The sequence below is a fragment of the Ruegeria sp. CE8 genome, assembly GCF_056537465.1.
Genome location: NZ_JBQFRP010000002.1, coordinates 433,288 through 457,345 on the forward strand (window position 1 = coordinate 433,288; position 24,058 = coordinate 457,345).

21 protein-coding genes and 1 tRNA gene are annotated in these 24,058 nt (G+C 57.0%); 12 read left to right on the top strand and 10 right to left on the bottom strand.

Features of this window, described 5'->3' with window-relative positions; translation table 11 throughout:
- Positions 1 to 21 precede the first annotated feature (21 nt).
- The 4 genes from ACR0AA_RS05090 to ACR0AA_RS05105 all read left to right on the top strand — a co-directional run bounded on the left by ACR0AA_RS05090 (position 22) and on the right by ACR0AA_RS05105 (position 4,649).
- Positions 22 to 1,104, top strand: coding sequence for an ABC transporter permease (locus tag ACR0AA_RS05090; RefSeq protein WP_480662117.1), 1,083 nt, complete (start codon positions 22 to 24; stop codon positions 1,102 to 1,104).
- A 3-nt stretch (positions 1,105 to 1,107) separates the two neighbouring features.
- The gene (locus ACR0AA_RS05095) at positions 1,108 to 2,028 is read left to right on the top strand and encodes an ABC transporter permease (RefSeq protein ID WP_170686863.1); all 921 of its coding nucleotides are present in this window, start codon (positions 1,108 to 1,110) and stop codon (positions 2,026 to 2,028) included.
- A gap of 35 nt (positions 2,029 to 2,063) precedes the next feature.
- Positions 2,064 to 3,137 (top strand): BMP family ABC transporter substrate-binding protein, encoded by a 1,074-nt coding sequence (locus ACR0AA_RS05100; RefSeq protein ID WP_480662115.1) that lies wholly within the window; start codon positions 2,064 to 2,066, stop codon positions 3,135 to 3,137.
- 93 nt (positions 3,138 to 3,230) lie between these two features.
- Entirely contained in the window at positions 3,231 to 4,649 is a 1,419-nt protein-coding gene (locus tag ACR0AA_RS05105) for an MFS transporter (protein ID WP_480662113.1), read from the top strand.
- A 64-nt stretch (positions 4,650 to 4,713) separates the two neighbouring features.
- On the opposite strand, the gene ACR0AA_RS05110 is transcribed toward ACR0AA_RS05105, so the two are convergent.
- Together ACR0AA_RS05110 and ACR0AA_RS05115 are read right to left on the bottom strand one after the other, a co-directional pair.
- Complete coding sequence (locus ACR0AA_RS05110; RefSeq protein ID WP_480662111.1) at positions 4,714 to 5,946, bottom strand: HlyD family secretion protein; 1,233 nt, start codon at positions 5,944 to 5,946, stop codon at positions 4,714 to 4,716.
- Positions 5,947 to 5,949: 3 nt separating this feature from the next.
- Positions 5,950 to 6,330: a hypothetical protein gene (locus ACR0AA_RS05115; protein ID WP_480662870.1), complete on the bottom strand. Its 381-nt coding sequence runs from the start codon at positions 6,328 to 6,330 to the stop codon at positions 5,950 to 5,952.
- A 204-nt stretch (positions 6,331 to 6,534) separates the two neighbouring features.
- Here ACR0AA_RS05115 and ACR0AA_RS05120 point away from each other — a divergent pair, with 204 nt between their 5' ends.
- The 3 genes from ACR0AA_RS05120 (at position 6,535) to ACR0AA_RS05130 (ending at position 8,655) form a co-directional block, all read left to right on the top strand.
- A complete protein-coding gene (locus ACR0AA_RS05120; protein ID WP_480662109.1) occupies positions 6,535 to 7,602 on the top strand; it encodes an NAD(P)/FAD-dependent oxidoreductase in 1,068 nt (355 codons plus the stop codon).
- Positions 7,599 to 8,252 (top strand): DUF938 domain-containing protein, encoded by a 654-nt coding sequence (locus ACR0AA_RS05125; RefSeq protein ID WP_480662107.1) that lies wholly within the window; start codon positions 7,599 to 7,601, stop codon positions 8,250 to 8,252. The genes ACR0AA_RS05120 and ACR0AA_RS05125 overlap by 4 nt, the downstream gene beginning before the upstream one ends.
- 67 nt (positions 8,253 to 8,319) lie before the next feature.
- Positions 8,320 to 8,655, top strand: coding sequence for a carboxymuconolactone decarboxylase family protein (locus ACR0AA_RS05130; protein ID WP_480662105.1), 336 nt, complete (start codon positions 8,320 to 8,322; stop codon positions 8,653 to 8,655).
- Positions 8,656 to 8,695: 40 nt separating this feature from the next.
- Here the strand turns inward: ACR0AA_RS05130 and ACR0AA_RS05135 are convergent, their stop codons facing one another.
- From ACR0AA_RS05135 to ACR0AA_RS05155, 5 genes are all read right to left on the bottom strand, one after another.
- A complete protein-coding gene (locus ACR0AA_RS05135; RefSeq protein ID WP_480662103.1) occupies positions 8,696 to 11,203 on the bottom strand; it encodes a GcvT family protein in 2,508 nt (835 codons plus the stop codon).
- A 135-nt stretch (positions 11,204 to 11,338) separates the two neighbouring features.
- A complete protein-coding gene (locus tag ACR0AA_RS05140) occupies positions 11,339 to 12,583 on the bottom strand; it encodes a hypothetical protein (RefSeq protein ID WP_480755561.1) in 1,245 nt (414 codons plus the stop codon).
- 91 nt (positions 12,584 to 12,674) lie between these two features.
- Positions 12,675 to 14,081, bottom strand: coding sequence for an FAD-binding oxidoreductase (locus tag ACR0AA_RS05145; RefSeq protein WP_480662100.1), 1,407 nt, complete (start codon positions 14,079 to 14,081; stop codon positions 12,675 to 12,677).
- A 24-nt stretch (positions 14,082 to 14,105) separates the two neighbouring features.
- Positions 14,106 to 15,899, bottom strand: coding sequence for a gamma-glutamyltransferase (gene ggt, locus ACR0AA_RS05150; protein WP_480755562.1), 1,794 nt, complete (start codon positions 15,897 to 15,899; stop codon positions 14,106 to 14,108).
- Between the two features lie 66 nt (positions 15,900 to 15,965).
- Positions 15,966 to 16,952: a 2-hydroxyacid dehydrogenase gene (locus tag ACR0AA_RS05155; protein WP_480662868.1), complete on the bottom strand. Its 987-nt coding sequence runs from the start codon at positions 16,950 to 16,952 to the stop codon at positions 15,966 to 15,968.
- 192 nt (positions 16,953 to 17,144) lie between these two features.
- Here ACR0AA_RS05155 and ACR0AA_RS05160 point away from each other — a divergent pair, with 192 nt between their 5' ends.
- The gene (locus ACR0AA_RS05160; protein ID WP_480662866.1) at positions 17,145 to 17,612 is read left to right on the top strand and encodes an SH3 domain-containing protein; all 468 of its coding nucleotides are present in this window, start codon (positions 17,145 to 17,147) and stop codon (positions 17,610 to 17,612) included.
- Positions 17,613 to 17,622: 10 nt separating this feature from the next.
- Here the strand turns inward: ACR0AA_RS05160 and ACR0AA_RS05165 are convergent, their stop codons facing one another.
- Complete coding sequence (locus ACR0AA_RS05165; RefSeq protein WP_480662096.1) at positions 17,623 to 18,531, bottom strand: haloalkane dehalogenase; 909 nt, start codon at positions 18,529 to 18,531, stop codon at positions 17,623 to 17,625.
- A 304-nt stretch (positions 18,532 to 18,835) separates the two neighbouring features.
- On the opposite strand from ACR0AA_RS05165, the gene ACR0AA_RS05170 reads away from it, so the two are divergent.
- A tRNA-Gln gene (locus ACR0AA_RS05170) sits at positions 18,836 to 18,910 on the top strand.
- 139 nt (positions 18,911 to 19,049) lie between these two features.
- Here ACR0AA_RS05170 and ACR0AA_RS05175 read toward each other — a convergent pair.
- On the bottom strand, positions 19,050 to 19,337 hold the full coding sequence (locus tag ACR0AA_RS05175) for an HNH endonuclease (protein WP_480755563.1): 288 nt from the start codon (positions 19,335 to 19,337) through the stop codon (positions 19,050 to 19,052).
- A gap of 11 nt (positions 19,338 to 19,348) precedes the next feature.
- Between ACR0AA_RS05175 and ACR0AA_RS05180 the strand changes: the two genes are divergently transcribed.
- From ACR0AA_RS05180 to ACR0AA_RS05190, 3 genes are all read left to right on the top strand, one after another.
- The gene (locus ACR0AA_RS05180; protein WP_480553079.1) at positions 19,349 to 19,858 is read left to right on the top strand and encodes a hypothetical protein; all 510 of its coding nucleotides are present in this window, start codon (positions 19,349 to 19,351) and stop codon (positions 19,856 to 19,858) included.
- Positions 19,859 to 20,125: 267 nt separating this feature from the next.
- Entirely contained in the window at positions 20,126 to 21,520 is a 1,395-nt protein-coding gene (locus tag ACR0AA_RS05185; protein ID WP_480755564.1) for a primase-helicase family protein, read from the top strand.
- The gene (locus tag ACR0AA_RS05190) at positions 21,520 to 21,894 is read left to right on the top strand and encodes an HNH endonuclease (RefSeq protein ID WP_480755565.1); all 375 of its coding nucleotides are present in this window, start codon (positions 21,520 to 21,522) and stop codon (positions 21,892 to 21,894) included. The genes ACR0AA_RS05185 and ACR0AA_RS05190 overlap by 1 nt, the downstream gene beginning before the upstream one ends.
- A gap of 360 nt (positions 21,895 to 22,254) precedes the next feature.
- Here ACR0AA_RS05190 and ACR0AA_RS05195 read toward each other — a convergent pair whose 3' ends face one another.
- Positions 22,255 to 23,979: a PGN_0703 family putative restriction endonuclease gene (locus tag ACR0AA_RS05195; protein ID WP_170608613.1), complete on the bottom strand. Its 1,725-nt coding sequence runs from the start codon at positions 23,977 to 23,979 to the stop codon at positions 22,255 to 22,257.
- Positions 23,980 to 24,058: the final 79 nt, after the last annotated feature.

Genomic DNA, 24,058 nt, shown 5'->3' on the forward strand with positions numbered 1-24,058 from the left:
TGAAAACAGGGGGATGAGCAGATGATTGTGTTGGAGAAACGGCCTCAGCCGTCCAAGGCGTGGTCCTATGCCACCCCATTGGTCGCGGTTCTGGCAACCATGATCTTCGGCGGCATCCTGTTCGCCATTCTGGGCAAGAACCCGGTCGAAGCAATCGGTACGATATTCTGGGAGCCTTTGTTCGGCGAGTTCGCATTCTACTATCGCCCGCAACTGCTGGTCAAAGGCGCGCCATTGGTGTTGATCGCCATTGGCCTGTCGTTGGGCTTCCGCGCAGGTATCTGGAACATCGGGGCCGAGGGTCAATACATCATGGGTGCCATCTTTGGCGCTGGTGCCGGTCTGGCCTTCTACCCTCTCGACGCATTCTATATCTTTCCGATCATGGTGATTGCCGGGGCGTTTGGCGGCTGGCTGTGGGCAATGATCCCGGCTTTCCTCAAGGTTCGCTTCGGCACCAACGAAATCCTTGTGTCGCTGATGCTTGTCTATGTGGCCGAGCAGATGCTGGCCTCGGTCTCGTTGGGCCTGCTGAAGAACCCCGAAGGGTTCGGCTTTCCCGGCTCGCGCAACCTGCAATCCTACGAGAGCGCGCATAACGCTGAGCTGATCGCCGGATCGGGCATGCACTGGGGCGTCGTGACAGCGTTGATCGCCGTGATCTTTGCCTATGTCCTGCTGAACCGTCACATGCTGGGCTTCCACATCCGACTGACGGGCGAAGCCCCTCGCGCCGCGAAATTCGCCGGTGTGAACCCGGCACGTCTGATCCTGTTCTGCCTCGGCCTGTCCGGAGCGCTGGCCGGTCTGGCAGGAATGTTCGAAGTCTCCGGTCCCTCGGGCGTGGTCAGCATCGACTTTAACGTCGGCTACGGCTTCACCGCGATCATCGTGGCCTTTCTGGGCCGTCTGCATCCGGTTGGAATCCTGCTGGCCGGTGGTCTGATGGCTCTGACCTATATCGGTGGTGAAATCGCGCAGTCCCAATTGGGTCTGCCTGCCGCTGCCATTCAGGTTTTTCAGGGGATGCTCCTGTTCTTCCTCCTGGCGTTCGATCTTCTGACAAACTACCGCATCCGTGCGGCCCGTAGCGAGGTGGCGTGACCCATGGACCTAGGTGAAATCAATCCCGTACTTCTGGTCGCCTCGTTGATGGTGGCCGCAACCCCCCTGCTATTGGCCGCGATCGGAGAACTGGTGGTCGAAAAAGCAGGCGTCCTGAACCTCGGCGTCGAGGGCATGATGATCGTGGGCGCAATCAGCGGCTTTGCAATCTCGGTCGAGACCGGCTCGCCCTGGCTAGGCTTTATCGCCGCGGCCATTGGCGGCGCAGTGCTGTCCTTGCTGTTCGTTCTTTTGACACAAGTGGCTTTGGCCAACCAAGTGGCCAGTGGCCTTGCATTGACGCTGTTTGGTCTCGGCTTCAGCGCCCTTATGGGTCAGAGCTATGTGGGCGTGAAACCCCCGGACATGGCCGACATCCACATCCCGGTGATCAGCGATATCCCGGTCATCGGCCCGATCCTGTTCCAGCATGACCCAATCCTCTATGTCGGCATCGCCCTGACCGCAGCGGTCTGGGCCACGCTGAAATACACCCGTGTCGGTCTGATCCTGCGGGCGGTGGGCGAGAACCACGATGCCGCGCATGCGTTGGGCTATAAGGTCATCAAGATCCGCATCATGGCGATCCTGTTCGGCGGTGCCTGCGCGGGCCTGGGCGGAGCATATATCAGCCTGATCCGCGTGCCGCAGTGGACCGAGGGCATGACCGCCGGTGTCGGCTGGATCGCCCTGGCGCTGGTGGTGTTCGCAAGCTGGAAGCCATGGCGTGCATTGCTGGGTGCTTATTTGTTTGGCGGAATCACGGTGTTGCAGCTTAATCTGCAGGCAGCGGGCGTTGCCATTCCTGTCGAGTATCTGGCAATGTCGCCCTACATCATCACGATCCTTGTGCTTGTGATCCTTTCGGCCGACAAGAGCAGCGCACCTGCCGCACTGGGCCGGACCTTCCATGCCTCGCATTAGACGGGGCCAACTGAACCAACTTGGGGAGTAACCACATGAAATTCAATTTACTTCTGGCAAGCGCCGCCATGGCGCTGGGTCTGGCGACAGGCGCCATGGCCGAAGACAAGACCAAAGTCGGGTTCGTCTATGTCGGCCCGGTCGGCGACGGCGGCTGGACCTATGAACACAACAAGGGCCGTCTGGCCGTGGAAGAGCACTTTGGCGACAAGGTCGAAACCGTATTCGTGGAATCGGTTCCGGAAGGTCCCGATGCCGAGCGTGTGATGACCCAGATGGCACTGGAAGGTGCCGACCTGATCTTCACCACCTCGTTCGGTTACATGGACCCGACGATCAACGTGGCCAAGAAGTTCCCGAACGTGAAGTTCGAGCACGCCACAGGCTACAAGACCGCCCCGAACGTATCCGTCTATTCGGCACGCTTTTACGAAGGCCGCGCCGTTCAGGGCCACATCGCCGGCAAGATGACCGAGTCGAACATCATCGGCTATATCGGCTCCTACCCGATCCCCGAAGTGATCCGCGGTATCAACTCGGCCTATATCCACGCCAAGAAGGTGAACCCGGATGTCGAGTTCAAGATCGTCTGGGCCTACACCTGGTTCGACCCGGCGAAAGAGGCTGACGCAGCCACCGTTCTGATCGAACAGGGCGCTGACGTGATCCTGCAGCACACCGACTCGACCGCGCCACAGGCGGCCGCGCAAGAGGCAGGCAACGTGATCACCTTCGGTCAGGCCTCAGACATGAGCGAATACGCTCCGCACCCGCGCGTATCTTCGATCATCGACAACTGGGCACCCTACTACATCGCGCGTACGCAGGCCGTGATGGACGGTTCGTGGGAAACCGTGAACACATGGGATGGCATCAAGGAAGGCATGGTTGAGATCGGCGAGATCACAGATGCTGTGCCGGCCGACGTCAAGGAAGAAGCACTCGCAATGAAAGCCGCAATGGCCGCAGGTGAATACCACCCATTCACCGGCCCTATCAAAAAGCAGGACGGCAGCGACTGGCTGGCTGAAGGCGAAACCGCTGATGATGGCACGCTGGCCGGCATGAACTTCTACGTCGAAGGTCTGGAAGGCGAAATTCCGCAGTAATTTACCTCACAAACGCACCAAAGGGCTGGCCATTTGGCTGGCCCTTTTTTGTGTCAGGGCGAACACCCCGCTCTTCGAAAACTGGATGGAGCCTTGACGCGCGCAGGTGTGCGGGACCTGATGGGGTCAATGGCTTACCCACCTCAACACGAAGCGAAAAAACCTATAGAGCCCATTGCGCGGGATCGCAGCCGCTGGTGGATACTTGGCGCGATGGGGGCCATTCTGGGTGTTATTCTGCTGGACGAAACCGTAGTCAGCGTCGCGCTTCCGACCATCCGTGCTGAGCTTGGCCTGTCTCGGCTGGATGCACACTGGGTAGTGAACATTTATCTACTGGTATTGGCCTGCTTTGCCGGAGCGGCGGGACGACTTGGCGATATTCTGGGCATACGCTTTTTGCTTAGCGCGGGGTTACTGATATTTGGCCTGTCCTCCGCGCTGGGTGGGTTTGCCGAAAGCGGCTTTGCTCTGCTTTCAGCCCGAGCGGTTCAGGGCATCGGAGCGGCCCTGATTTTCCCGCTGTCACTGGTGGTTTTGATCCAGTCCTTTGACGAAAGGGAACGAGGGCTGGCACTGGGCCTTTATGGCGGGATCGGGACCGTTTTCCTGTCGATGGGGCCGCTGGTCGGGGGCTTGCTGACCGAATACCTGTCCTGGCGTTGGATCTTCTGGGTCAATCCTCCAATCGTGCTGGTCGTCGCACTGGTTGCCTGGATTTTCTGGCGAGACCCACCGCACCAAAAAGAGAACGGGTTTGACACGAAAGGCCTTGTGCTGCTGGTAACCGGGCTAGCAGCAATTGTTTTCGGGGTCATGGAGGGCCCGGATCGGGGCTGGGCACAACCCGAGGTTCTGATGGCCCTTTCAACTGGCCTTACTTTACTGGTGTTGTTTGTCCGCGTTGAACAGAGGGCACAATCGCCCCTGATTGCCATATCCCTTTTCGCCAACCCAGGCTTTGCGGCCTCGAACATGATCCTGTTTACCGCCCAGTTCGGAAAGATTGCCCTGTTCGTCTTTGGCGCGTCGTATTTTCAATCCCAGCTCGGGTACTCACCGCTGACCGCTGGCGTCGCCTTGCTGCCGATCGCCTTCCCACAGATTTTCGTGGCCCCGATGGCGGGAAAAATTGCTGACAAATTCGGCACACGTGGCCCGTCGTTGACTGGTATAGCGCTGGGTACTATCGCCATTCTTTTGGTCGCCTTGGGAATGTATCTGGACATCGCCGCGCTGATCTATAGCGGTTATTTCCTTTGGGGATGCTGCGTGCCGTTTCTGTTTGTCCCCCCAAGGCGCGCCATTATGTCAACCGTGCCGAAGGCTTTCCACGGACAAGCAAGCGGAATCTCAATGACATTCCAGTTGTTGGGCGGAACCGTCGGCATGGCTTTGGGCAGTTCCGTTTTCGCTATAACAGGTTCGTTCACGATGGTCTTCTGCTTTGTCGCAGCGTTTGCCGCCTGCGTTCTGGCTTATTCCTTTGCCTCGCTTACCCCAGATGACTAACCTAGTCGCAAATCACAGTAGGTGCGACGCGCGACCGGATCGGTTCATCCATCAGCTGAACCGTTTAATGCCCCGTCAGAACCAGCGTATTCACTGGCATCAGGATCAGGCGCAGACGCAGGCCCGCCGCGTGAACGACCCCGATCGTGTCGACCACGTGCAAGAAGGCAGCCTCCCAGAACCCAAGGTCCTCGTGCTCCAGTTTTTCATGGTTGTCGGTATAGACGTTCGCCAGACAGTTGCTGCCGGGGGGAATGTCGTCCGCCATGCCTTTGTACAAAGGTTCCAGATACACCAGAATTGAGCCCGGATTGTTGTTGGCCTGCACATCGCGCAGTTCGTCCGAGGGGCGGATCTGCCCCGAGGGGATGACGTCCTGAATTTCGACCACGACCATCGGGATCACGGTGAACGGCTTGGTCATGCAGCCCAGTTCACCAATCATGCCGGGCTTGATGACTTGTGCCGACATCTGGTTGAACGCAGCCTGAAACCTGTCATGCCCCGAGGCGGACGGGACCAGAATACCAGCCGGCCGCAACAATGGGCTGACGTAATCGCCGACCTGCAAGCCGAACTGTTCAACCCGGCCCGTCACGCCCGCGCTGACCACAGTTTTGTCCAGCTCTGTCAGCGCTGCGTCCAATTGGGCATTTGCGCTGGCCAGTTGCGCCGGGATCAGTTGTTCGATCTGCTGCTTGACTGCGGCGCGGCGCGACTGGGCCGCGGTCAACTGCGCCTCGCGTTCGGCCACAAGGTTTTCAAGCCGATCAATCTCGGCCAGGCGAACGGCGCTTGATCCCTCGTCCCGCAGCGTGGTGTTACGCTCCAGATCCTCAAGCGACTGGTCCAGAGCGGCACGTGCCCCTGCGATGCCAGCTTCGGCTTCAGCCAGATCGGTCTCGGCCACTTTCAACGAGGCCTGAACCTGCGCAATCTGCGCATGCGCGGCCTCGACCATTGCGGTCTGGGTGAAATCTTCGATCCGGAAAATGGGCTGCCCGGAAACGACCTGCTGGTTATTGCTCACATAGACCTCAGAGACGCGCCCCCCCAATTGCGGCAGGATCGTTACGGTACGAAAGTAGGACGCCGCCGTTTTGCTGGCCGGGTGGAAATAGAACAGCGTGGTGATCACAGTCAGAGCGAGAATGGCACAGGTGGTGAGGCCCCAGCGCAACTCGTACCACATCGTGAACAGAGTGATCTCCTGCCCAATGCGTTTGCCCTGCACGAAGCGACGGAACAGGTAATCGGGCAGCACCGTTACCAGCGCGCACATCAGTGTCTCTAGCATCGTTTACTGCTCCTGCTGCGCGGTGGTTTGTGCCGGTTCGGCAGGCAACAGTTCATCGCCGCGTTGATTGCCCAGCGATCGGATCGCATCCGCAATAGCGCGCAAGGGTGCTGCGACATCCGGGAACTGGAACCCGGCCACCAGAATGGCAGCTACCCAGAACAGACCGTTATGAGTAAATAGCGCCAACAGCGCCAAAATGCCCACAAGCTGAAACTGGGGATGGTTGGATTCATGCGCAATTTTTTCAGGAATTGAATGCAGGGTGAAATAGCCAACACCAATCAGCACGATCACAAGGACGGTAAACACAAACATAAAGGTCAGCAGGAAGTCACTGCCATCTGCCTGCGTGACGTAAGACGGGATATGACCCGTTGCCATTGGATGTAACTCTGCCGGTGTCACGTTTTTCTCCGATTCCGATGTTGGCTGCACTAAAAACAGGCCGATAGCCTTGGATCAAGTTTACATTACGGAAATTACACCTCTTTTCGAACTGTGTTTCGCGTGCAAGTGTTCGCGCACGAGCCACGTTAAAGCAAATCAGCAGGATATTCGGGAGAGTCCTCCCGCGGAGCTTCGGACATGATCGACTTTCTAATCATTGGCGGAGGCATAGCTGGCCTAAGCGCGGGCGCACGGTTGTCCGAACATGGCCATGTTGTCGTTCTCGAGGCGGAAGACGCATTGGGGTATCATACCTCTGGCCGATCTGCGGCAATGTTCGAAAAAGGTTATGGCCCGCCGTCCGTGGTTGCCCTGAACACGGCCAGCGAGGCGTACCTCACCTCGAACGATTATCTGTCACCGCGTGGCTTGATGCTGATCGCCGCACATGGCCAAGAAGAGCTGTTTTCGCACGATGCGGCAGATCTTGGACTTCAAGGGATTTCAGTGGACGAGGCCGTTGCGCGGATCCCGATATTGAACCCACAGACAGTTGGGCACGTGGCCACAAGTAACTCGGCCTTTGACATCGACACCGACCGGATGATGCAGGATTTTGCACGTGTGATCCGGGCCAATGGCGGTCTGGTTTTGACCCGCCACAAGGTGCAGAGCATCATAAAATCCGGGCATTGGGTTGTAGAAACCCGCGAAGTTTTCGAAGCCCGAAACGTTGTGAACGCTGCTGGCGCGTGGGTGGACGAGGTCGCAACGATGGCAGGTGTCGCACCGATCGGTATTGAACCGCGTCGCCGCTCGGTGGCGCGCATCCCTGCTCCCGCCGGACATGATGTAACGGGTTGGCCTATGATGCTGGGTGCCGGTGAGGGCTGGTACGCCAAACCTGATGCCGGAAAACTGATCGTCTCACCCTGTGAGGCCGATCCGAGTTTTCCCCATGACGCCTACGCCGACGATATGGTGCTGGCTGAAGGGCTGGCACGATACGAGGCGATGGTGACCGAACCCGTGACAAGGGTCGAGGCAAACTGGGCCGGTCTACGCAGCTTTGCGCCGGACGGAACACTGGTTCTGGGCCCTGATCCCACTGATCCAACGTTTATCTGGTCGGCTGCTCAGGGCGGTTACGGCTTTCAAACTGCGCCTGCCGCATCGCAGCTTGTGGCGGATTTGACGACCGGAAATCAGTCAGAGTTGGATAAAGCCAATGTTTCGACCCTTAGACCGGAAAGGTTACGCGCATGACTCAACGCAAGCTTCCCCAGAATGCCAGTGTCGCAACCGCATCCGATGGGGGAAAAATGGTGGCACCGGCAGCCAGCCGAAACGTCAAAGTGCTTTGTGATCTGTTGGCGCAGTTCGCACCACCAACAGGCCGCGCACTAGAATTGGCCAGCGGCACAGGACAACACGTTGCCGCCTTTTCGCAACGCCTACCCTGCCTGAGTTGGCAACCCAGTGAAGTTGAACCCCAACGGCGCATTTCGATTGACGCCTACGCCGATGGCCTCAAAAACATAGCCCCTGCAGTTGAATTGAATGCGACCGAACCGGGCTGGCATTCGAGCTATGGCGCGCAGGACCTGATCGTCTTGATCAACCTGCTGCATTTGATCAGCTGGCCCGAGGTCAAAACTCTGGTAACCGAAGCCGCGCTGTCCCTGAATCCAGGAGGCCGCCTTGTTCTATACGGGCCATTCATGCGCGCGGGCCAATTGACCAGCGAGGGCGACCTGACATTTCACGCGGCGCTGACACAACAAGACCCTGAGATCGGGTACAAAGACGACGGCGAAATCCGGGACTTGCTGCGTCAATGCAATCTGACCTTGGTTGAGATTGTCGATATGCCCGCCAACAATCTTGCTTTTATTTCGGAAAAGCCGGGGACCTGATCGAAATCAAGGTCTGAGGGGATCCGACTACATATTCAATGCGTGATATATATAAGGATCCTTACTCATGAGTTGGCAAGAAAAGCTCTCGGACACACGCAAAAACCTGCGTAACCTCAACTCCGCTATCCCAGACACAGCCCGCGCATTTGGTGCGCTTGGAAAGTCCGTCAAGGAAGGCGGCACGCTGGACTACAAAACAAAAGAGTTGGTCGCCTTGGGCATGTCAATCGCGGCCAGATGCGAGCCCTGTATCACGCTGCATACCGAAGCCTTGATCAAAGCCGGGGCGAGTCGGGAAGAGGTCTCGGATGTTCTGGCCATGGCCATTCAAATGGGCGGAGGTCCGTCGATGATGTACGCGGCCAAAGCGTTGGAATGTTTCGACGAACTCTCCGCGTAAACAAAAAAAGGCCCCGGACTTACCCGGGGCCTTTGTTTGATCAACCGTCCTTGCGGATGGTTTCGTTCTTCGGATCGTAGGGGCTGTCGCAGGTGACGACCGCGTCCCACAGCTTGTCCTGAATTTTAACTTGCAGCTTGGTGCCTTCGACCGCCAGCTCTGGCTTTACGTAGCCCATGCCGATGGATTTCTCGAACGCGACCGAGTAACCGCCCGAGGTCAGGCGACCTACGCGCTCACCTTCCGGTGTGTACAGCGCCTCACGGCCCCACGGATCGGCATCGTCCGGTCCGTCGATCAGCAGAGTGCAGCACTTCACGCGCACGCCGGTCTCTTCCAGCTTTGCCTTGCCATAAAAATCCTTGGACAGGTCGACAAAACGCGGCAGGTCAGCTTCCAGCGGGGTCGCATCGCGTCCCAGTTCAGTGCCGAAGGCGCGATAGGATTTCTCCTGACGCAGCCAGTTCTGAGCCCGTGCCCCAACCAGCTTCATACCGTGCTTCTCACCAGCTTTTTCCAGCAGGTCGAACAGGTAGTTCTGCATCTCGATCGGGTGATGCAATTCCCAGCCCAGCTCACCGGTATAGGCCACGCGGATCGCATTGACCGGGCACATGCCTAGTTCGATCTGACGGGCCGACAGCCACGGAAAGCGCTTGTTGGACAGAGCGGTTTCCGGATCAGCGTCTTTGATGACCTCTTTCAGAACGTCACGCGACTTGGGTCCAGCGATGGCGAAGACGCCCCACTGCGTGGTCACGTCCTGGATCTCGATGTAGCCGAACTCCTCCATCTTGTCCTCGGCCGCCTTGCGCAGATAGTCGGCGTCGTACTCGGTCCATGCACCGGCAGAGACGATGTAGTAGTTGTTCTCGCCATTGCGGACGATGGTGTATTCGGTGCGGGTGGTGCCGTGCGAGGTTAGCGCGTAGGTCAGGTTGATGCGACCGACCTTGGGCAGCTTGTTGCAGGTGAACCAATCCAGGAACTGAGTCGCACCGGGGCCTTTGACGACATGCTTGGTGAAGGCCGACGCGTCGATCAGGCCAACGCCTTCGCGGATCGCTTTGGCCTCTTCGACGGCATATTGCCACCAGCCACCGCGACGGAACGAACGGCTTTCTTTGTCGAAGTTGTCCGGTGCATCGACGGGGCCGAAATAGTTTGGACGTTCCCAACCGTTGACCCAGCCGAACTGAGCGCCGCGCGCTTTCTGCCGGTCATAAGCCGGAACAGTCCGCAACGGGCGGCAAGCTTCACGCTCTTCGTCGGGGTGGTGCAGTATGTAGACGTGCTCATAGCACTCTTCGTTCTTGCGCGCCGCGAACTCGGTGGTCATCCAGTTGGAGGAATAGCGCTTGGGATCCAGCGAGGCCATGTCGATCTCGGCTTCGCCATTGACCATCATCTGCGCCAGATAATAGCCGGTACCGCCTGCAGCGGTGATGCCGAACGAGAACCCTTCAGCCAGCCACATGTTGCGCAGACCCGGAGCCGGACCAACCAGCGGGTTGCCGTCGGGGGTGTAGCAGATCGGGCCGTTGAAATCGTCTTTCAGGCCGGATTCAGCGCAAGAAGGAACGCGTTCGGCCATCGCCATGTACTGATCTGCAATCCGGTCCAGATCCAGCGGGAACAGGTCAGCGCGGAAGCTGTCCGGCACGCCGTGTTCGAACTGCGCAGGAGCGCCATGTTCGTAGATCCCCAGAATCCAACCGCCGCGTTCTTCGCGCGCATACGACTCGTTGTCGGCATCACGCACTACCGGATGCTCGGGGTTGCCTGCTTCGCGCCATTTGACCAGCTCAGGGTCTTTGTCCATGACGATGAAGGTGTGTTCGACCGGGATCGCAGGCATCTTGATACCCAGCATCTTGGCAGTCCGCTGCGCGTGGTTACCGGATGCGGTCACGACATGCTCGGCGGTGATCACCACCTGCTCATCCGATGGGACGAGGTTACCGCCCTTTTCGACCATCTTGGTGCAGGTGACTTCCCAGTGGGTGCCGTTCCAGTGGAAGGCGTCGGCCTGCATCTTGCGGACGATGTCGACGCCGCGCTGACGGGCGCCCTTGGCCATCGCCTGGGTCACATCGGCAGGGTTAATGTAGCCGTCCTCGGTGTGGTAGATTGCGCCCTTCAGGTCGGAGGTCTCGATCAGCGGCCAGCGTTCCTTGATCTGGTCCGGGGTCAACCACTCATAGGCAACATCGCAGGTTTCGGCGGTGGAGGCATAGAGCATGTACTCATCCATACGCTCTTGCGTCTGCGCCATACGCAGGTTGCCGACCACGGCGAAGCCTGCGTTCAGGCCGGTCTCTTCCTCAAGCGTCTTGTAGAAATCGACCGAGTACTTGTGGATGTGGGTCGTCGCGTAGGACATGTTAAACAGCGGCAGCAGGCCTGCCGCGTGCCAGGTGGATCCGGACGTCAGCTCGTCCCGCTCGATCAGCATCACATCGTCCCAGCCTGCTTTGGCCAGATGATAGGCAATCGAAGTCCCGACGGCGCCGCCGCCAACAACCAGTGCTTTGACTTGGGTTTTCATAACCGGGCGTCTCCCCTTGAATTCAGTTGACACCATATGGCGCATTTGAGGGACCCGGCGCGACATTCATCCGACCAGTGATAGAAAAAAAACGACCCGCGCGCGGCACGGGTCGTCGATTTTGCGTATTAGGTGTCAGTTGCCGCCCACCGAACACCGTTTGCTGCTGCCCAGCGTTGCGCAGGACGATGTACCCAGACCGCCCTTGCGAACCTTCACCTCTTGCGATGGAGCCTTTTGCTGGGATCCATCTGTTCCGGCTTTTGCCTTGAACGCCTTGTTCATGAGACTCTGGAAAAACCCACCGTCGCCACCCGCGCTGGCCACCGCGGGTTCGGCCTTGCTAAGGGCAGATTCCAGCAACAGATCCTGCGTGCGAATGTAAGCCAGCTGCGACAATTCCTGGTTTTCGAACACTTTGCCATTCGTAATGTCCACCACGCCCTCGGAATTGAACCCAGAACTGGCCAAAGTGTTAACCATTACAGAGGCAGCATCCAGATTTTTGAGCTTTTCCTGCCCCAGTTTGAGTTGCGCATTTTGCATCGCTTCGTAGAGCTTGTGCATTTCGTCCGCGATCTGAGACTGTTGTTCCAGGGGAACATCAATCCCCTTGCCGACAACCAGGGCAGGCAGCGGCAACAGCTCGTTCAGGCCCGCGTAATCGATCCGGCCCAGAAAGTCGCGGATCGTCGCGTCGTTGGCATCTGTATGAAGGCGAATGACGACCTCCTGATCAAAACCGATTCGACCTGTGAACGCGCGATACCTTGGCATTTTGTCGTTATCCAGCAGATTTCCAGTGGTTTCCATGAATGCCACACCGTCGATCACCGCATAGCCTTCCTCAACTTTCATGCCTCCAAGGAATGCGCTCTGCGCACTCAAAGCCAGCCCGGCCATAGTATTGCGGGCGGACTTTGGTTTGAGCGAGATATCAAGCCAGATAACCTCTGAATCGTTTGAATACACCGCGCCAGTCTCATCCAGTTTACGAATCACGCCTTCTTCCCCAGCGTTATTGAGCGCGACCAACTCAGCCGGGCCACTGACGGAACTGATTAGCGGTGTCAGGTCAAACTCGGTCAGAGCCGTGGAAACCGCGCTGTTGTCAGCTTCGGTCATGGCATGTTGTGTCCACCCGACCGGTGGCTTGGGCAAATAGCTTTTGGCCCCCACATCCCACAGCTTCTGACGCTCGCGATCAGCCTTTTTTGCCTCGCGCTTCTGTTGGCTCCGGTCGAATCGTTCAGAGATCGTTTCGACATACCCATTGAAGGAAAGTGTGCCTTCCGACTTTTTGTCCTGCTGAAAATAATCCAGGCCAGCTACGACCAGGACCACAATCAACCCAAATCCAATGAACCTTAATGCGTCCATTTCAATCCCCAAAATCAATCACTGCTCTTATCCGCAATTGATAATGATTAATTTGGGCGCTCTTGTGGCTTCGAGACGAAATTTCGAAGCGTTACGGTACTGGCAAAATCTTTCCGGGATTCATGATGTTATCCGGGTCCAGCGCCTTTTTGATGGCCTCCATAAATGTAACTGCCGGACCAAGTTCTTTGACCAGATAGGGCCGTTTACCCTGTCCGATTCCATGCTCCCCCGTGCAAGTGCCCTCCATCGAAATGGCCAGATCGTTCAGCCATCCGACAAAGTCTTCGGCCTTGTCCACCTCTTCGGCGTTCTCCATGTCGATCAGTAGCAGAGTATGGAAGTTCCCGTCGCCAACATGTCCGACCATGGGCGCCATCAACCCAAGTTCACTCGCCTTGTCCTGAGTTGCTGTCACGCATTCGGCCAATCTGGAAATCGGAACGCACACGTCGGTGGAAATCCCCCGCGCGCCTGGACGCAACTGCAGGCAAGCCCAGTACATGTCGTGCCGCGCCTGCCAGAGTTTATTTCGCTCTTCGGTCGTTGAGGTTGCTGCAAAATCGGTGCCGCCGAACTCTTCTGCGATCTGACCGAAGGTCTCGGCTTGCTCGACCGCACTGCTTTCCGACCCGTGGAACTCGAGCAGCAGCAGTGGTGTTTCAGGCAAGCTCAGGCCGGAATAGGCATTGGCGGCCTTGACCGACATTTCGTCCAGCAGCTCGATCCGGGCGACGGGTACGCCATACTGAATGGTCATCATGACCGCCTGACACGCCGCATCCACAGTGGGGAATGAACAGCGGGCCGAGCTGATCGCCTCTGGGATACCCTGAAGGCGCAGTGTAAGTTCCGTGATGATGCCCAGCGTCCCTTCTGCGCCGATCAGCAGACGGGTCAAATCATAACCGGCCGAGGATTTCTTGGCCCGGTGACCGGTTCGGATAATCTGCCCGTCCGGCATGACGGCTTCGAGGCTGAGAATATTGTCCTTCATCGTGCCATAGCGCACTGCATTGGTACCGGACGCCCGCGTCGCGGCCATCCCCCCCAATGAGGCATTTGCGCCGGGATCAATTGGGAAGAACAAGCCCTGGTCGCGCAGATGCGTATTCAGGTCTTCACGCGTCACACCAGGCTGCACCACACAGTCCAAATCTCCGGGATGAACGGCCAGCACCTTGTTCATTTGGGACAAGTCGACCGAGATACCGCCAGCGGGCGCATTCACATGGCCTTCCAGCGACGTGCCAGTGCCGAAGGCGATCACCGGCACTTTGTGGGTCGCGCAGGTTTTGACGATCTCCGACACCTCTTCCGTCGATCGCGGAAAGACCACGGCGTCCGGGGACTGGTTTTCGATCCAGGTGGTCGTATGGCCGTGCTGTTCGCGGATCGCCTGTCCGGTTTGCAGCCTGTCACCAAACTTCTGCTTCAGAATGCCGACAGCGGCCTCAATCCCAACCTCGTTTCGCGGCAAATCCACTGCCTGCACCATGTCTATCCCCTTTAAAACGCAGGACTATTCGCCCAGCGCTATGCCTTCACGGCGCGGATCGGCACCACCGACCAGCACATCCCCAATTTCAATCGCATGCAGGCCCGAGGTCAGATCCCGTGGGTTCACTTCGAACCCAAGCTCGATCAACGCGTCCGAGAAACCTTCAGCTGCCGTGCCTTCTTCGACATCATAAGTCCCGAAGCGATTGACCAGATGCGGAAGCGACAGAGCCTGCTGCACGTCCATATCCCAATCGGCCCAGGCGATGATCGACTTGGCCACATAACCAATGATACGGCTGCCGCCCGGTGATCCGATGGCCAAGACAGGCGCGCCGTCCTGCATCACAATCGTCGGGCTCATCGACGAACGCGGACGCTTGCCCGGTTCCAGCCGGTTGGCAATCGGCACGCCATCGCTGTGGGTTTTGAACGAGAAATCCGTCAGCTCGTTGTTTAGCAGGAATCCGTTGGTCATCAGGCGTGACCCGAAGCCATTTTCAATCGTCGTCGTCATCGACAGGACGTTGCCATATTGGTCGACGATCGAGATATGCGAGGTCGAAGGCAACTCGATAGAGACATCATCGGCCCAGTTTGACGCATGATCGAACTCGGGGTTGCCCGGCGTGACCTCTGTCAGCGCAGCCTCACCGCCCAAGAGCGCACCCCGGTCGGACAGATACGCAGGATCAACCAGACCTTGTGTCGGCATAGGGACAAAGTCGTGATCCGCCATGTAACGGCCGCGATCCGCAAAAGCCAAACGCGATGCATCTCCGATCAGACGCCATGCATTCGCGTCCTCGGGGCCCATGGCCGCCAGATCATAGCCATCCAGCATGCCGAGGATCTGACCGACGGTCAGCGCACCCGACGATGGCGGCCCCATACCGCAGACCTCGTACGCGCGATAAGTGGCGCAAACCGCCTCGCGCTCGATCACTTGATACAACGCCAGATCGATACCCGACAGAACCCCAGGATTGCCCTCGGCACCACGAACGGTACTGACGATACCCGCTGCTATTTCGCCACCGTAAAAACCTGCAGACCCTTCGCTTGCCAGAGTCTGCAGCGTTTTGGCGTAAGCCGGGTTCGTCAGGCGTTGCCCCTGCTCCAGTGGCTTACCTCCAGGCAGGAAGTATTCTGCCGTTACAGGAAACCGCGACAGGCGTTCGGCATCCTTCTCGACCAAGCTGGCGAGACGCGGCGAGACAAGGAAACCTTCATCGGCCAAATTAATGCCATCGGCAAACAGGCTGGGCCATGGGCTGCGCCCCCAGCGCCGGTGCGCCTCTTCCAACAAGGCGGGTGTGCCGGGGGTACCGACTGACAACCCGCCGACGACCGCATCGAAGAATTTCAGCGGTTCGCCATTTCCATCGTGAAACAGCCTGTGGTTTGCTTCAAGCGGTGCAGTCTCGCGCCCGTCCAGCGTGGTCAGCTTACCCGTCGCAGCGTCGTACCAGACCAGAAACGCCCCGCCACCAAGCCCCGAGGACTGCGGCTCGACCAGCCCGAGCACAACCTGAACGGCCACCATCGCATCTGCTGCCGAGCCACCGGCCCGCAGCACTTTTGCGCCGGCTTCAACCGCCAATGGGTTCGCTGCGGCAACCATCCAATTCTCGGAGGTGACCGGCTGTCCGGCCATCTTGGCCTCAAGTGCGGCGATAACCTCTTCGGTAAGGCCCTGAATCTGCCCTTCGGACGCACCTTCAGGGGCAACCGCATCCGCGGTTTCCTGAGCGAAGGATGGCGCTGCCACAACCATCGCCGACAAAAACAACCCCGAAATCAGACCTCGTTTCATTGTATCCTCCTGAAAATTGCGTGTTCCAAAAAGCCGGGTCCGCCTTGAAGCGCAGGCGGAACCCCGTCAAAGCATCGCGGGAACCACCTGATCCGGCGGGCGGTGCCCGTCTTCGAATGTCTTGATATTAATAATAACTTTCTCGCCCATTTCGATCCGACCTTCCATCGTGGCCGATCCCATATGGGGCAACAAGACAACGTTCGGTAATTGCCGCAAGCGCGGATTCACATCTGTTCCGTGTTCATAGACGTCCAGACCTGCCCCGGCGATTTCGCCCGAGCGGATCAAACGCGTCAACGCGTTTTCATCTACCACTTCGCCCCGAGAGGTATTCACGATCACAGCCGACGGTTTCATCAGCTTCAGCCGCCGCGCGTTCATCAGGTGAAAGGTCGACGGTGTTGATGGGCAATTGATGGAAATGACATCCATCCGCGCCACCATCTGGTCGAGGCTTTCCCAATAGGTCGCCTCCAGCTCCTGTTCCGTTTCGGGGCGCAGACGGCGGCGATTGTGGTAATGTACCTGCATTCCAAACGCACTGGCGCGGCGCGCAACGGCCTGACCAATGCGCCCCATGCCCAAAATACCCAGGCGACGCCCGCCGATCCGGCCACCCAGGAAAGCAGTCGGTGCCCAACCGGCCCAATCGCCTTTCTGCATCACGGACAGGCCTTCAGGAATTCGGCGGGTTACCGCCAGAATAAGAGCCATGGTCATGTCCGCAGTATCGTCGGTCAGAACACCCGGAGTATTGGACACCAGAATGCCCCTCTGTCGGGCGGTCGAGACGTCGATATTGTCGACCCCAGCCCCGTAATTCGCGATCAGGCGCAGGTTCTCACCCGCCTGCCCCAGCAAACCACCGTCAATCGTATCGGTTACTGTCGGCACCAACACATCAGCTGTTTTTACCGCCGCAACCAGTTCTTCGCGGGTCATTGGGTTGTCATCGTCGCGCAATTGTACATCGAACAATTCGCTCAACCGGGTTTCAACCGCCTCGGGCAACCGTCGCGTAACGACAACACTCAGACGTTCTCTTGGCACCTCTGCACTCCCACTGCTTTGCAAACCTTCGCGCGCCATGGCATCGTGGCGCAGGATAAGGCGGGGCACAAGAACCCCATAGACATTGAGTCGACCTTTTTTCGAACCAAGATCAACAGGCACAAGAGCAGACAGTAAGTGAGTGGCTTTCTACCCGTAAAACGCCTTGTTCCGGCGGTATTCACCGTTTTTCTGACCGTGTTCAGCAGTTTGCCTGCCAACGCGCAGGACAAACGCGGGCCTGTCACCAACCTCCCGCTGCCACGATATGTCTCGATGAAGGCAGCCGAAGGCAACGTGCGCCGGGGTCCGTCACTAACGCATCGAATCGATTGGGTGTTCAAACGGCGGGGTATGCCGCTGCAGATCACCGCCGAATACGGCAACTGGCGCAAGGTTCAGGATCGCGACGGGGCCGGAGGGTGGGTCCACTATGCGTTGCTGTCCGGCGTAAGGACCGTGTTGATCGAATCCGAAATGCTGCCTGTTTACTCCAACCCCGACCCCAAAGCGCCGGTCAGCGCGCAATTCGAATCCGGCGTCGTGGCCCGGCTGGGCAGTTGCTCGTTGGATTGGTGCCAAATCTCGGCCGGAGGTTATCGCGGCTGGACATTGAAATCGAACCTCTGGGGCGTGGACCCCGCTGAAATCCGCGAATAACCACCGCGGATCAAGATGTTCGCGCGATGAAGTCGCAGGTCAGATCCACCAGTTCCGGGCCGACATCCTCCTGCAGAAAATGACCTGCGTTTGGCAAAATCACATGCGGCTGCCCTGCAGCGCCCGGGCATAACTTTTGAAACACCTTGTCAATTCCGGCCATAACTTTGTCATCTGCCCCAAACGCAGTCAGCACCGGGGTCTGCAATCCACGGATCACGTCCCACGCGCGGCGATTCGGGCCCGAGGACGGATCATCTGGCGAAGCTGGCACCAGCATCGGAAACTGCCGCGCACCGGCCTTGTAGCTTTCATCGGGAAACGGTGCGTCATAAGCTGCGATGACCTCCTCGGACAGGGACGAAACCGTTCCCCCTTTCAGAATTCCTCCGGCTGGAAACTCCGGCACGTCCTGACTGAACCTTCGCCAGTTTTCAAACGCTTCACCCATCGGCTGATCTCCGGTCGGCAGCGCTGTATTGGCTACAACAATGCGCGCAAATCGATCGGGCATTTCGGCCCACAACCTCAGCCCAATCAGGCCACCCCAATCCTGACAAACCAGTGTGATGTTGCGCAGGTCAACCAAGCGCAGCCACTCGCCCATCCAAGTGACGTGTCGCTCATACGAGTAGTCACCGCGTTCAGTTGGCTTGTCAGAGCGGCCAAACCCGATCAGATCGGGTGCAACCGCCCGGCGCCCGCGCGCGACGAATCCCGAAATCATATGGCGGTAAAGGTAGGACCAGCTGGGTTCACCATGCATCATCAGAATTGGATCGGCATTTCTCTGCCCCTCATCCACATGATGTATCCGCAGTTGGCCGCCCTCAGTGTTGTCAATCTGCGTGTAAACCGGCTTGAACGGGTAGTCGGATAACCCCTGAAACCGAGCGTCAGGTGTGCGCAAAAACTCCATGGTCACTCCCTTCTGATTACTTCCGATGGTCCACCGAAGCGGTATCAAAATCGCCTAACCCGCTGAAAAAATTATTCAAAACCCGTGCTCCACAGAGTTCACTGAAGTGCACGCATCTTTTGCCCAGCAATAGAAGAGCGGGCACAGGCGATAATCAGACTGAAGGATCGAACAAGGAAGCCGTGAAAACAAGCCACTCGTAGACCGTCAAAAGTGTCCTTCAGATTTTTTTCAAACCGCGCTGATTTTTTGTCGGAAAGGCCTTGAACCCGCCGATCAACAATCGTAGACAGCGCCTCACTGTTGGGGTGTAGCCAAGTGGTAAGGCAGCGGTTTTTGGTACCGTGTATCGTAGGTTCGAATCCTACCACCCCAGCCAGTTCATCGGAACATGGAACGACAGCAGGCACTTGGGTCAGTGATACCCGAGAAATGCCCCCGTTTATGCCCCAGTGGTTTCGGGTGCTACGGGTGCCGAGGGTGGGCCCTCAGAGGTCGTTGAAGGCCCATGCCACGGGTTATAGTCGATCGCGATCGACACCGTTCGCCCAGAAGTCCCAATCGTCGCGCTTGTTATCCGCCGCCGACCCCTCGATCAGGTGCTCAGGACGGACGCAGCGCTCGTTATGACAGCGATGACGAACCACCGTCGCCTCATCGATCACCGCCCGGTTAACCACGCAGTAAACGAGCCCTGCAGAGGCCACTTGGCGGCCCTTGAACCGTGTTTTCGGCCGTCCCTGCGTCGAGGTAACCCAGCACCCGTTCTCATCCTCTGTGGTTTGCGATAGGACGGAGTTGGGCATGGAGGCTGCACATGACGTTCAAAGATGATATTGACGAAATTGAAGCATGGTTCCAGCACCATCAACCAGCCTTCGCTGACGTGCCTCCAGAAGTGAAAGCCAGCGTCTATAACTATGTCTTGGTTTTCAGTTTGTTCGATCAAAGGCATCTTGAAGCAAGTGGCTCTCGCGATGATGTCATTGCCTTCATTGATCAGTTGCCCGAGGACGCCGATTTCACTCCGTACCAACAGTATCTCGACTATTTTCAGGACCGATACATACGCGATGGGCGGCCCACGCATCATTATGAACTTCTGGTTGACCAAGACGATGTGTCGAGTAGGAGAATTCTAGATGTTCTCGCGGGTCACTCGAACCTACCTGCCGAGAAAATCGGGGCGCTAGTCCTGATAGCGTATCGCCTCCGTTGCAATCTGGTACATGGCTCAAAATGGCAAACTGGCCTTGGTGATCAGTATCATAACCTTATGAACGCAGCGCGAGTGGTGATGCTCGTGATGGATCGTGGCCCCACCTGAAGCCCCGTTTATTTCCCCAATTCTAACCGCCAAATTCGGGCGAAATGGGCCAAAAACAGGCCGCGACCCTCTGATGGCCGTTTTTGCCATAAAAATATGGGGTTTCAGGCCACTTTTCGCCCCATGAATTCTTCCAGGGCACACTATAGAAGAGAAGAACGCGATTATGCACCTGGTGCGTGCCCCCCATAAACGGTCTAATCAGCCGTCTCCTGATACGGGGTGCGTGGCTAAGCCGGGAGCATCAATGATGGGAGATAACCATCAATGGAAACCAATAATAATCCAGTTGCTGGAGCGGAGGTAACCGAGCAAGTTCAACGTTTAGCAAAGGCCTACGGCGATCAGATCGTTCGGAGAGACAACAAGTTCTTCGACGTGGAGAATCTGAGTGTTCCACTGTCGCGCAATGACGTGGAGCGAATGATCCTGAACCGAGTACGAGACGAGCATCCTGAAGTTCCACTGAGCAAAGATCTAGTCAAAACCTTATTCAAGCTGCTGATCGAAACGCAGCATACTGACGCCGACCGGTCGTTTCAGGTCTGGAACGGAACGGCAATCTGTGAAGCCGGTAACTCTAACCGACTGATACGGTCGCGTGGAGCAGTTGCAGCCAACACGTGGGTCGAACCGGAATATCGCCAACTCAGGATCAACTCCGCTGAGCTTGGCGTCGTCGGGCAATTCTTCGACGAGTTCTTTCAGCTCGAGCACGACCGTGAGCAGTTCATGAACTGGCTGGCATGGAGCCTTCAGAACGAGGGAGAAAAGCCAGCTTGGGCTCCGTTCCTGTATTCGCGGGGAAGAGGTACTGGGAAAAGTACAACGGCTCGCATTCTGACCGAACTCTTTGGCACTTCGAATACCGTCGTTCCAAATAACGTCAGCAAGCTAACGCAGCAGTTCAACGCCACGGTTCTGACAAGCAAGCTTGTGGTGTGTGAGGAAACCCAAATCAAGCCGGGGTCGCCGCAGGAAAACGCTATCAAAACCTTCATCACTGACCCTTACGTTCTGATAGAGCGGAAAGGGATCGAAGCTGAACGCGCAAAGCAGTCGTGCTGCTTCCTGTTCACCTCGAACATCTGGCCATCATGGATCGGTGAGGGTGAGCGGCGTTATCTCGTAATGGATGTGAACCATGACGGTCGATCAGGGGGTTCTCGCGCCAACGAGTTTTCGAACCTCGTCGGTCAGGTTAATCAGTTCCTGGATGATCCGGCGAACGTGGCCCGTGTCTATAACGCCTTGATGCAGAGACAACTGCCGGTCGGATTCAGCGCCAAAAGCCTCAACATCGCAGACCATCAGACCCCGACCATGGAACGACTGCATCAGACCAGCCGAGACACCATCGTTGATCGGTTGGAGGAAGAACTGAATGCTAGTGGGCTCGTCGCCCTGCCTGAAGCGGGAGTGGTTGAGTTCGTCCAGACGAACCTCAAAGGAAACATCAACCAAACCAAGCACCTCATGGATGAGTTGGACTGGCAGAAGACCAAGGCCAAGTGGGGTGGCAAAGACTATCAACGCGCGATTTGGGTTAAGTCCGGCTATTGGATCGAGCGGGGTAAAATCCATGGTCCTGACTTTGAGCCAGTGAGCATCAACGATCACATTGCTGGTGACAGCCGGTTCGACGAAGTGGAGATCATATAATGGATGGTCAGCACTTCTTCTTGAGAGACGACTGCGAGATCTGGCTGCAGGACATCATGGACACCCACTACGAGGAGGCCCTTTCGAGGGCCAACTCCGTCCTATCGCAAACCACAGAGGATGAGAACGGGTGCTGGGTTACCTCGACGCAGGGACGGCCGAAAACACGGTTCAAGGGCCGCCAAGTGGCCTCTGCAGGGCTCGTTTACTGTGTTGTTAACCGGGCGGTGATCGATGAGGCGACGGTGGTTCGTCATCGCTGTCATAACGAGCGCTGCGTCCGTCCTGAGCACCTGATCGAGGGGTCGGCGGCGGATAACAAGCGCGACGATTGGGACTTCTGGGCGAACGGTGTCGATCGCGATCGACTATAACCCGTGGCATGGGCCTTCAACGACCTCTGAGGGCCCACCCTCGGCACCCGTAGCACCCGAAACCACTGGGGCATAAACGGGGGCATTTCTCGGGTATCACTGACCCAAGTGCCTGCTGTCGTTCCATGTTCCGATGAACTGGCTGGGGTGGTAGGAAACCTTGCCCACCGATGATTGTTATAGGCTTTTTGGCGAAGCTCGAGAAACTGGGGCGGTTCCGGGGGCATTCTCGACCGCTAGATCGACCGTCCACTGGCGCTGACGACGTCCGTAAGATGGAACCGCTGTCGAGTCGTTCCGGGTGCTGAAGACTGGTCGCTGGTGCTGGCGGGGGCTTTGGTGGGGTTGATATTGTGTGGGCTAGGGAAATATCCCGTGCTTTTCTTCCATTACTTCCGCTAACCAAATCAAGCTTTCTGAGTCCAAACAAATTCGAACAATTTCCTGCCATGTCACGCGACGAATAAGACCAGGTACCCGGCACGCGGAAGCAGCTTGTCTAATTTGAACGTCCGCAGCTCCGCCAACTTTGTACCTAGGATTTCGGCCATCATATACGAAGACGGCGTGTCCATTTGAAGGATCCACATTTCCGTCAATATTGGTGACTGCAGCGAGTACGTTCCGGACGATCTGATAAGTTGGTAAAAGTGGGCAGGGAGACAGATCCTGCTTGTCGCTCCAATCAAATAAGTCAGGTATGTGATCCCAATAAGAAACGCCAACTTCCGTTAAAGCGCAGCGCGTTTGCCTGTTTTGCTGACGAGTATAGGTCCCATCGCACAAAGGCGTCTCGGACTTTTGCGGCTTGACGCGCGAGCAAATTCCGAACTCGGATTCGCTAAACTTGCATTCAACGGCTACCCGGTAATCGTCCCTTTCTAGGCAGACATCCAATTGCGTTGGTCGAGGCTCATTAAGCGTTTGAACGTCGACTTCCATGGACAGCGCAGTTTCTTGAGAAACGTTTCCAAAAGCTGAACGCCCACATTGGGCCGGAATTTGGGACAGTAATTCCAACTGGCCTGCGGCTTTGAAGGCTCCAAAAACACTTTGAGCCATCGCCTGCGAGCTTCTGAAAGATCGAAAATGCCTATGGCGATCCGTTGCTGCAATTTCAGCTTCAATCTCCGAGGCCATTCTTTCGTCGGATGGCAGCATGAGATTGAGATAAGGTTTTGAAACGGAGACGACTGGCGGCCTTCCCGGTGCCGATTGCCCGTCGAGGTCGCCCTTGGAGAACGATTTGGCATAATTCCACCAAACCCCTTGCAGCAGCGCTTCGTGTTTTTTTGGTTCCGCCCCCATTTCACTTGATTTTTGCAAAGCACTTTTGGGCAACGAGTTCTGGTACTCAATTTGGGATAGCCCGATTAATCTTGGTGCTCTGCTTCGCTGGCCATATTGGACTTTTGCGTTCGGCAAGGATGCGAAGATTATACTAAGGCCAAGGACATTTGAGATTTCTTGCGACTTTTCTTCGAGAACAGACTTAAAGGCTCTGTCAGATGTAAGCCATCGCGACCACCAATCTGCTTCTCCTAGGACCACGATATCAGGCCGCTCCAAGACCATCTCACGACCAAAGGTGTCACGAATTTCCTTCGCAATTCTCGGAAGATTGGCCTCAACGATGGCGGCATATCGTAACCCTTCCAGCAGAGCGACAGGGGGCGGATCACTAGGGCCACCCGAGTGCCCAATCACCTTGAGTTCAACTAGTACAGCTCGGCCATGTTCCGTCAGGCCGAACATATCGATCTTTCCGATTTCACGATCTGCACGTGTCGCCTTTAGCGGAACTTGATAATCAAGCAGCTCAAATCGAGTCCCGTCTGGTAAATCCCAGCCCTCCTGTGCGTTAACCATCGCAATCGCAAAATGCTCTTCCCTGCGGTTCGTCTTCCCTTCAGTCGTAGGATAGCCACTTCTCCCTCCTAAATAGGGGCGACCAGTTGGACGTTTCGGAGCTTCTTCCTTAAGGCATTGATAGGCTTGGCAATACGAAGCTACGTCAATTCGCGCGACGTCTTTCGTTAATGAAGATTTTGGCCAGCGGCGGGCAAACAATAGATCAAATGTCATGTAACTTTATTAATCAGCGAAGTATGACTTGTCATGTCTGGCAGAGGTCCATCCGAGAGATCAATTCGGGCCGTACCTC

What these genes read in the sequence shown, in the direction of transcription:
- ACR0AA_RS05090 (WP_480662117.1), top strand. Translation starts at nt 22, where the DNA reads ATGATTGTGTTGGAGAAACGGCCTCAGCCGTCCAAGGCGTGGTCCTAT.
- ACR0AA_RS05095 (WP_170686863.1), top strand. Translation starts at nt 1,108, where the DNA reads ATGGACCTAGGTGAAATCAATCCCGTACTTCTGGTCGCCTCGTTGATG.
- ACR0AA_RS05100 (WP_480662115.1), top strand. Translation starts at nt 2,064, where the DNA reads ATGAAATTCAATTTACTTCTGGCAAGCGCCGCCATGGCGCTGGGTCTG.
- ACR0AA_RS05110 (WP_480662111.1), bottom strand. Translation starts at nt 5,946, where the DNA reads ATGCTAGAGACACTGATGTGCGCGCTGGTAACGGTGCTGCCCGATTAC.
- ACR0AA_RS05115 (WP_480662870.1), bottom strand. Translation starts at nt 6,330, where the DNA reads ATGGCAACGGGTCATATCCCGTCTTACGTCACGCAGGCAGATGGCAGT.
- ACR0AA_RS05120 (WP_480662109.1), top strand. Translation starts at nt 6,535, where the DNA reads ATGATCGACTTTCTAATCATTGGCGGAGGCATAGCTGGCCTAAGCGCG.
- ACR0AA_RS05125 (WP_480662107.1), top strand. Translation starts at nt 7,599, where the DNA reads ATGACTCAACGCAAGCTTCCCCAGAATGCCAGTGTCGCAACCGCATCC.
- ACR0AA_RS05130 (WP_480662105.1), top strand. Translation starts at nt 8,320, where the DNA reads ATGAGTTGGCAAGAAAAGCTCTCGGACACACGCAAAAACCTGCGTAAC.
- ACR0AA_RS05135 (WP_480662103.1), bottom strand. Translation starts at nt 11,203, where the DNA reads ATGAAAACCCAAGTCAAAGCACTGGTTGTTGGCGGCGGCGCCGTCGGG.
- ACR0AA_RS05140 (WP_480755561.1), bottom strand. Translation starts at nt 12,583, where the DNA reads ATGGACGCATTAAGGTTCATTGGATTTGGGTTGATTGTGGTCCTGGTC.
- ACR0AA_RS05145 (WP_480662100.1), bottom strand. Translation starts at nt 14,081, where the DNA reads ATGGTGCAGGCAGTGGATTTGCCGCGAAACGAGGTTGGGATTGAGGCC.
- ggt (WP_480755562.1), bottom strand. Translation starts at nt 15,899, where the DNA reads ATGAAACGAGGTCTGATTTCGGGGTTGTTTTTGTCGGCGATGGTTGTG.
- ACR0AA_RS05165 (WP_480662096.1), bottom strand. Translation starts at nt 18,531, where the DNA reads ATGGAGTTTTTGCGCACACCTGACGCTCGGTTTCAGGGGTTATCCGAC.
- ACR0AA_RS05175 (WP_480755563.1), bottom strand. Translation starts at nt 19,337, where the DNA reads ATGCCCAACTCCGTCCTATCGCAAACCACAGAGGATGAGAACGGGTGC.
- ACR0AA_RS05180 (WP_480553079.1), top strand. Translation starts at nt 19,349, where the DNA reads ATGACGTTCAAAGATGATATTGACGAAATTGAAGCATGGTTCCAGCAC.
- ACR0AA_RS05185 (WP_480755564.1), top strand. Translation starts at nt 20,126, where the DNA reads ATGGAAACCAATAATAATCCAGTTGCTGGAGCGGAGGTAACCGAGCAA.
- ACR0AA_RS05190 (WP_480755565.1), top strand. Translation starts at nt 21,520, where the DNA reads ATGGATGGTCAGCACTTCTTCTTGAGAGACGACTGCGAGATCTGGCTG.
- ACR0AA_RS05195 (WP_170608613.1), bottom strand. Translation starts at nt 23,979, where the DNA reads ATGACATTTGATCTATTGTTTGCCCGCCGCTGGCCAAAATCTTCATTA.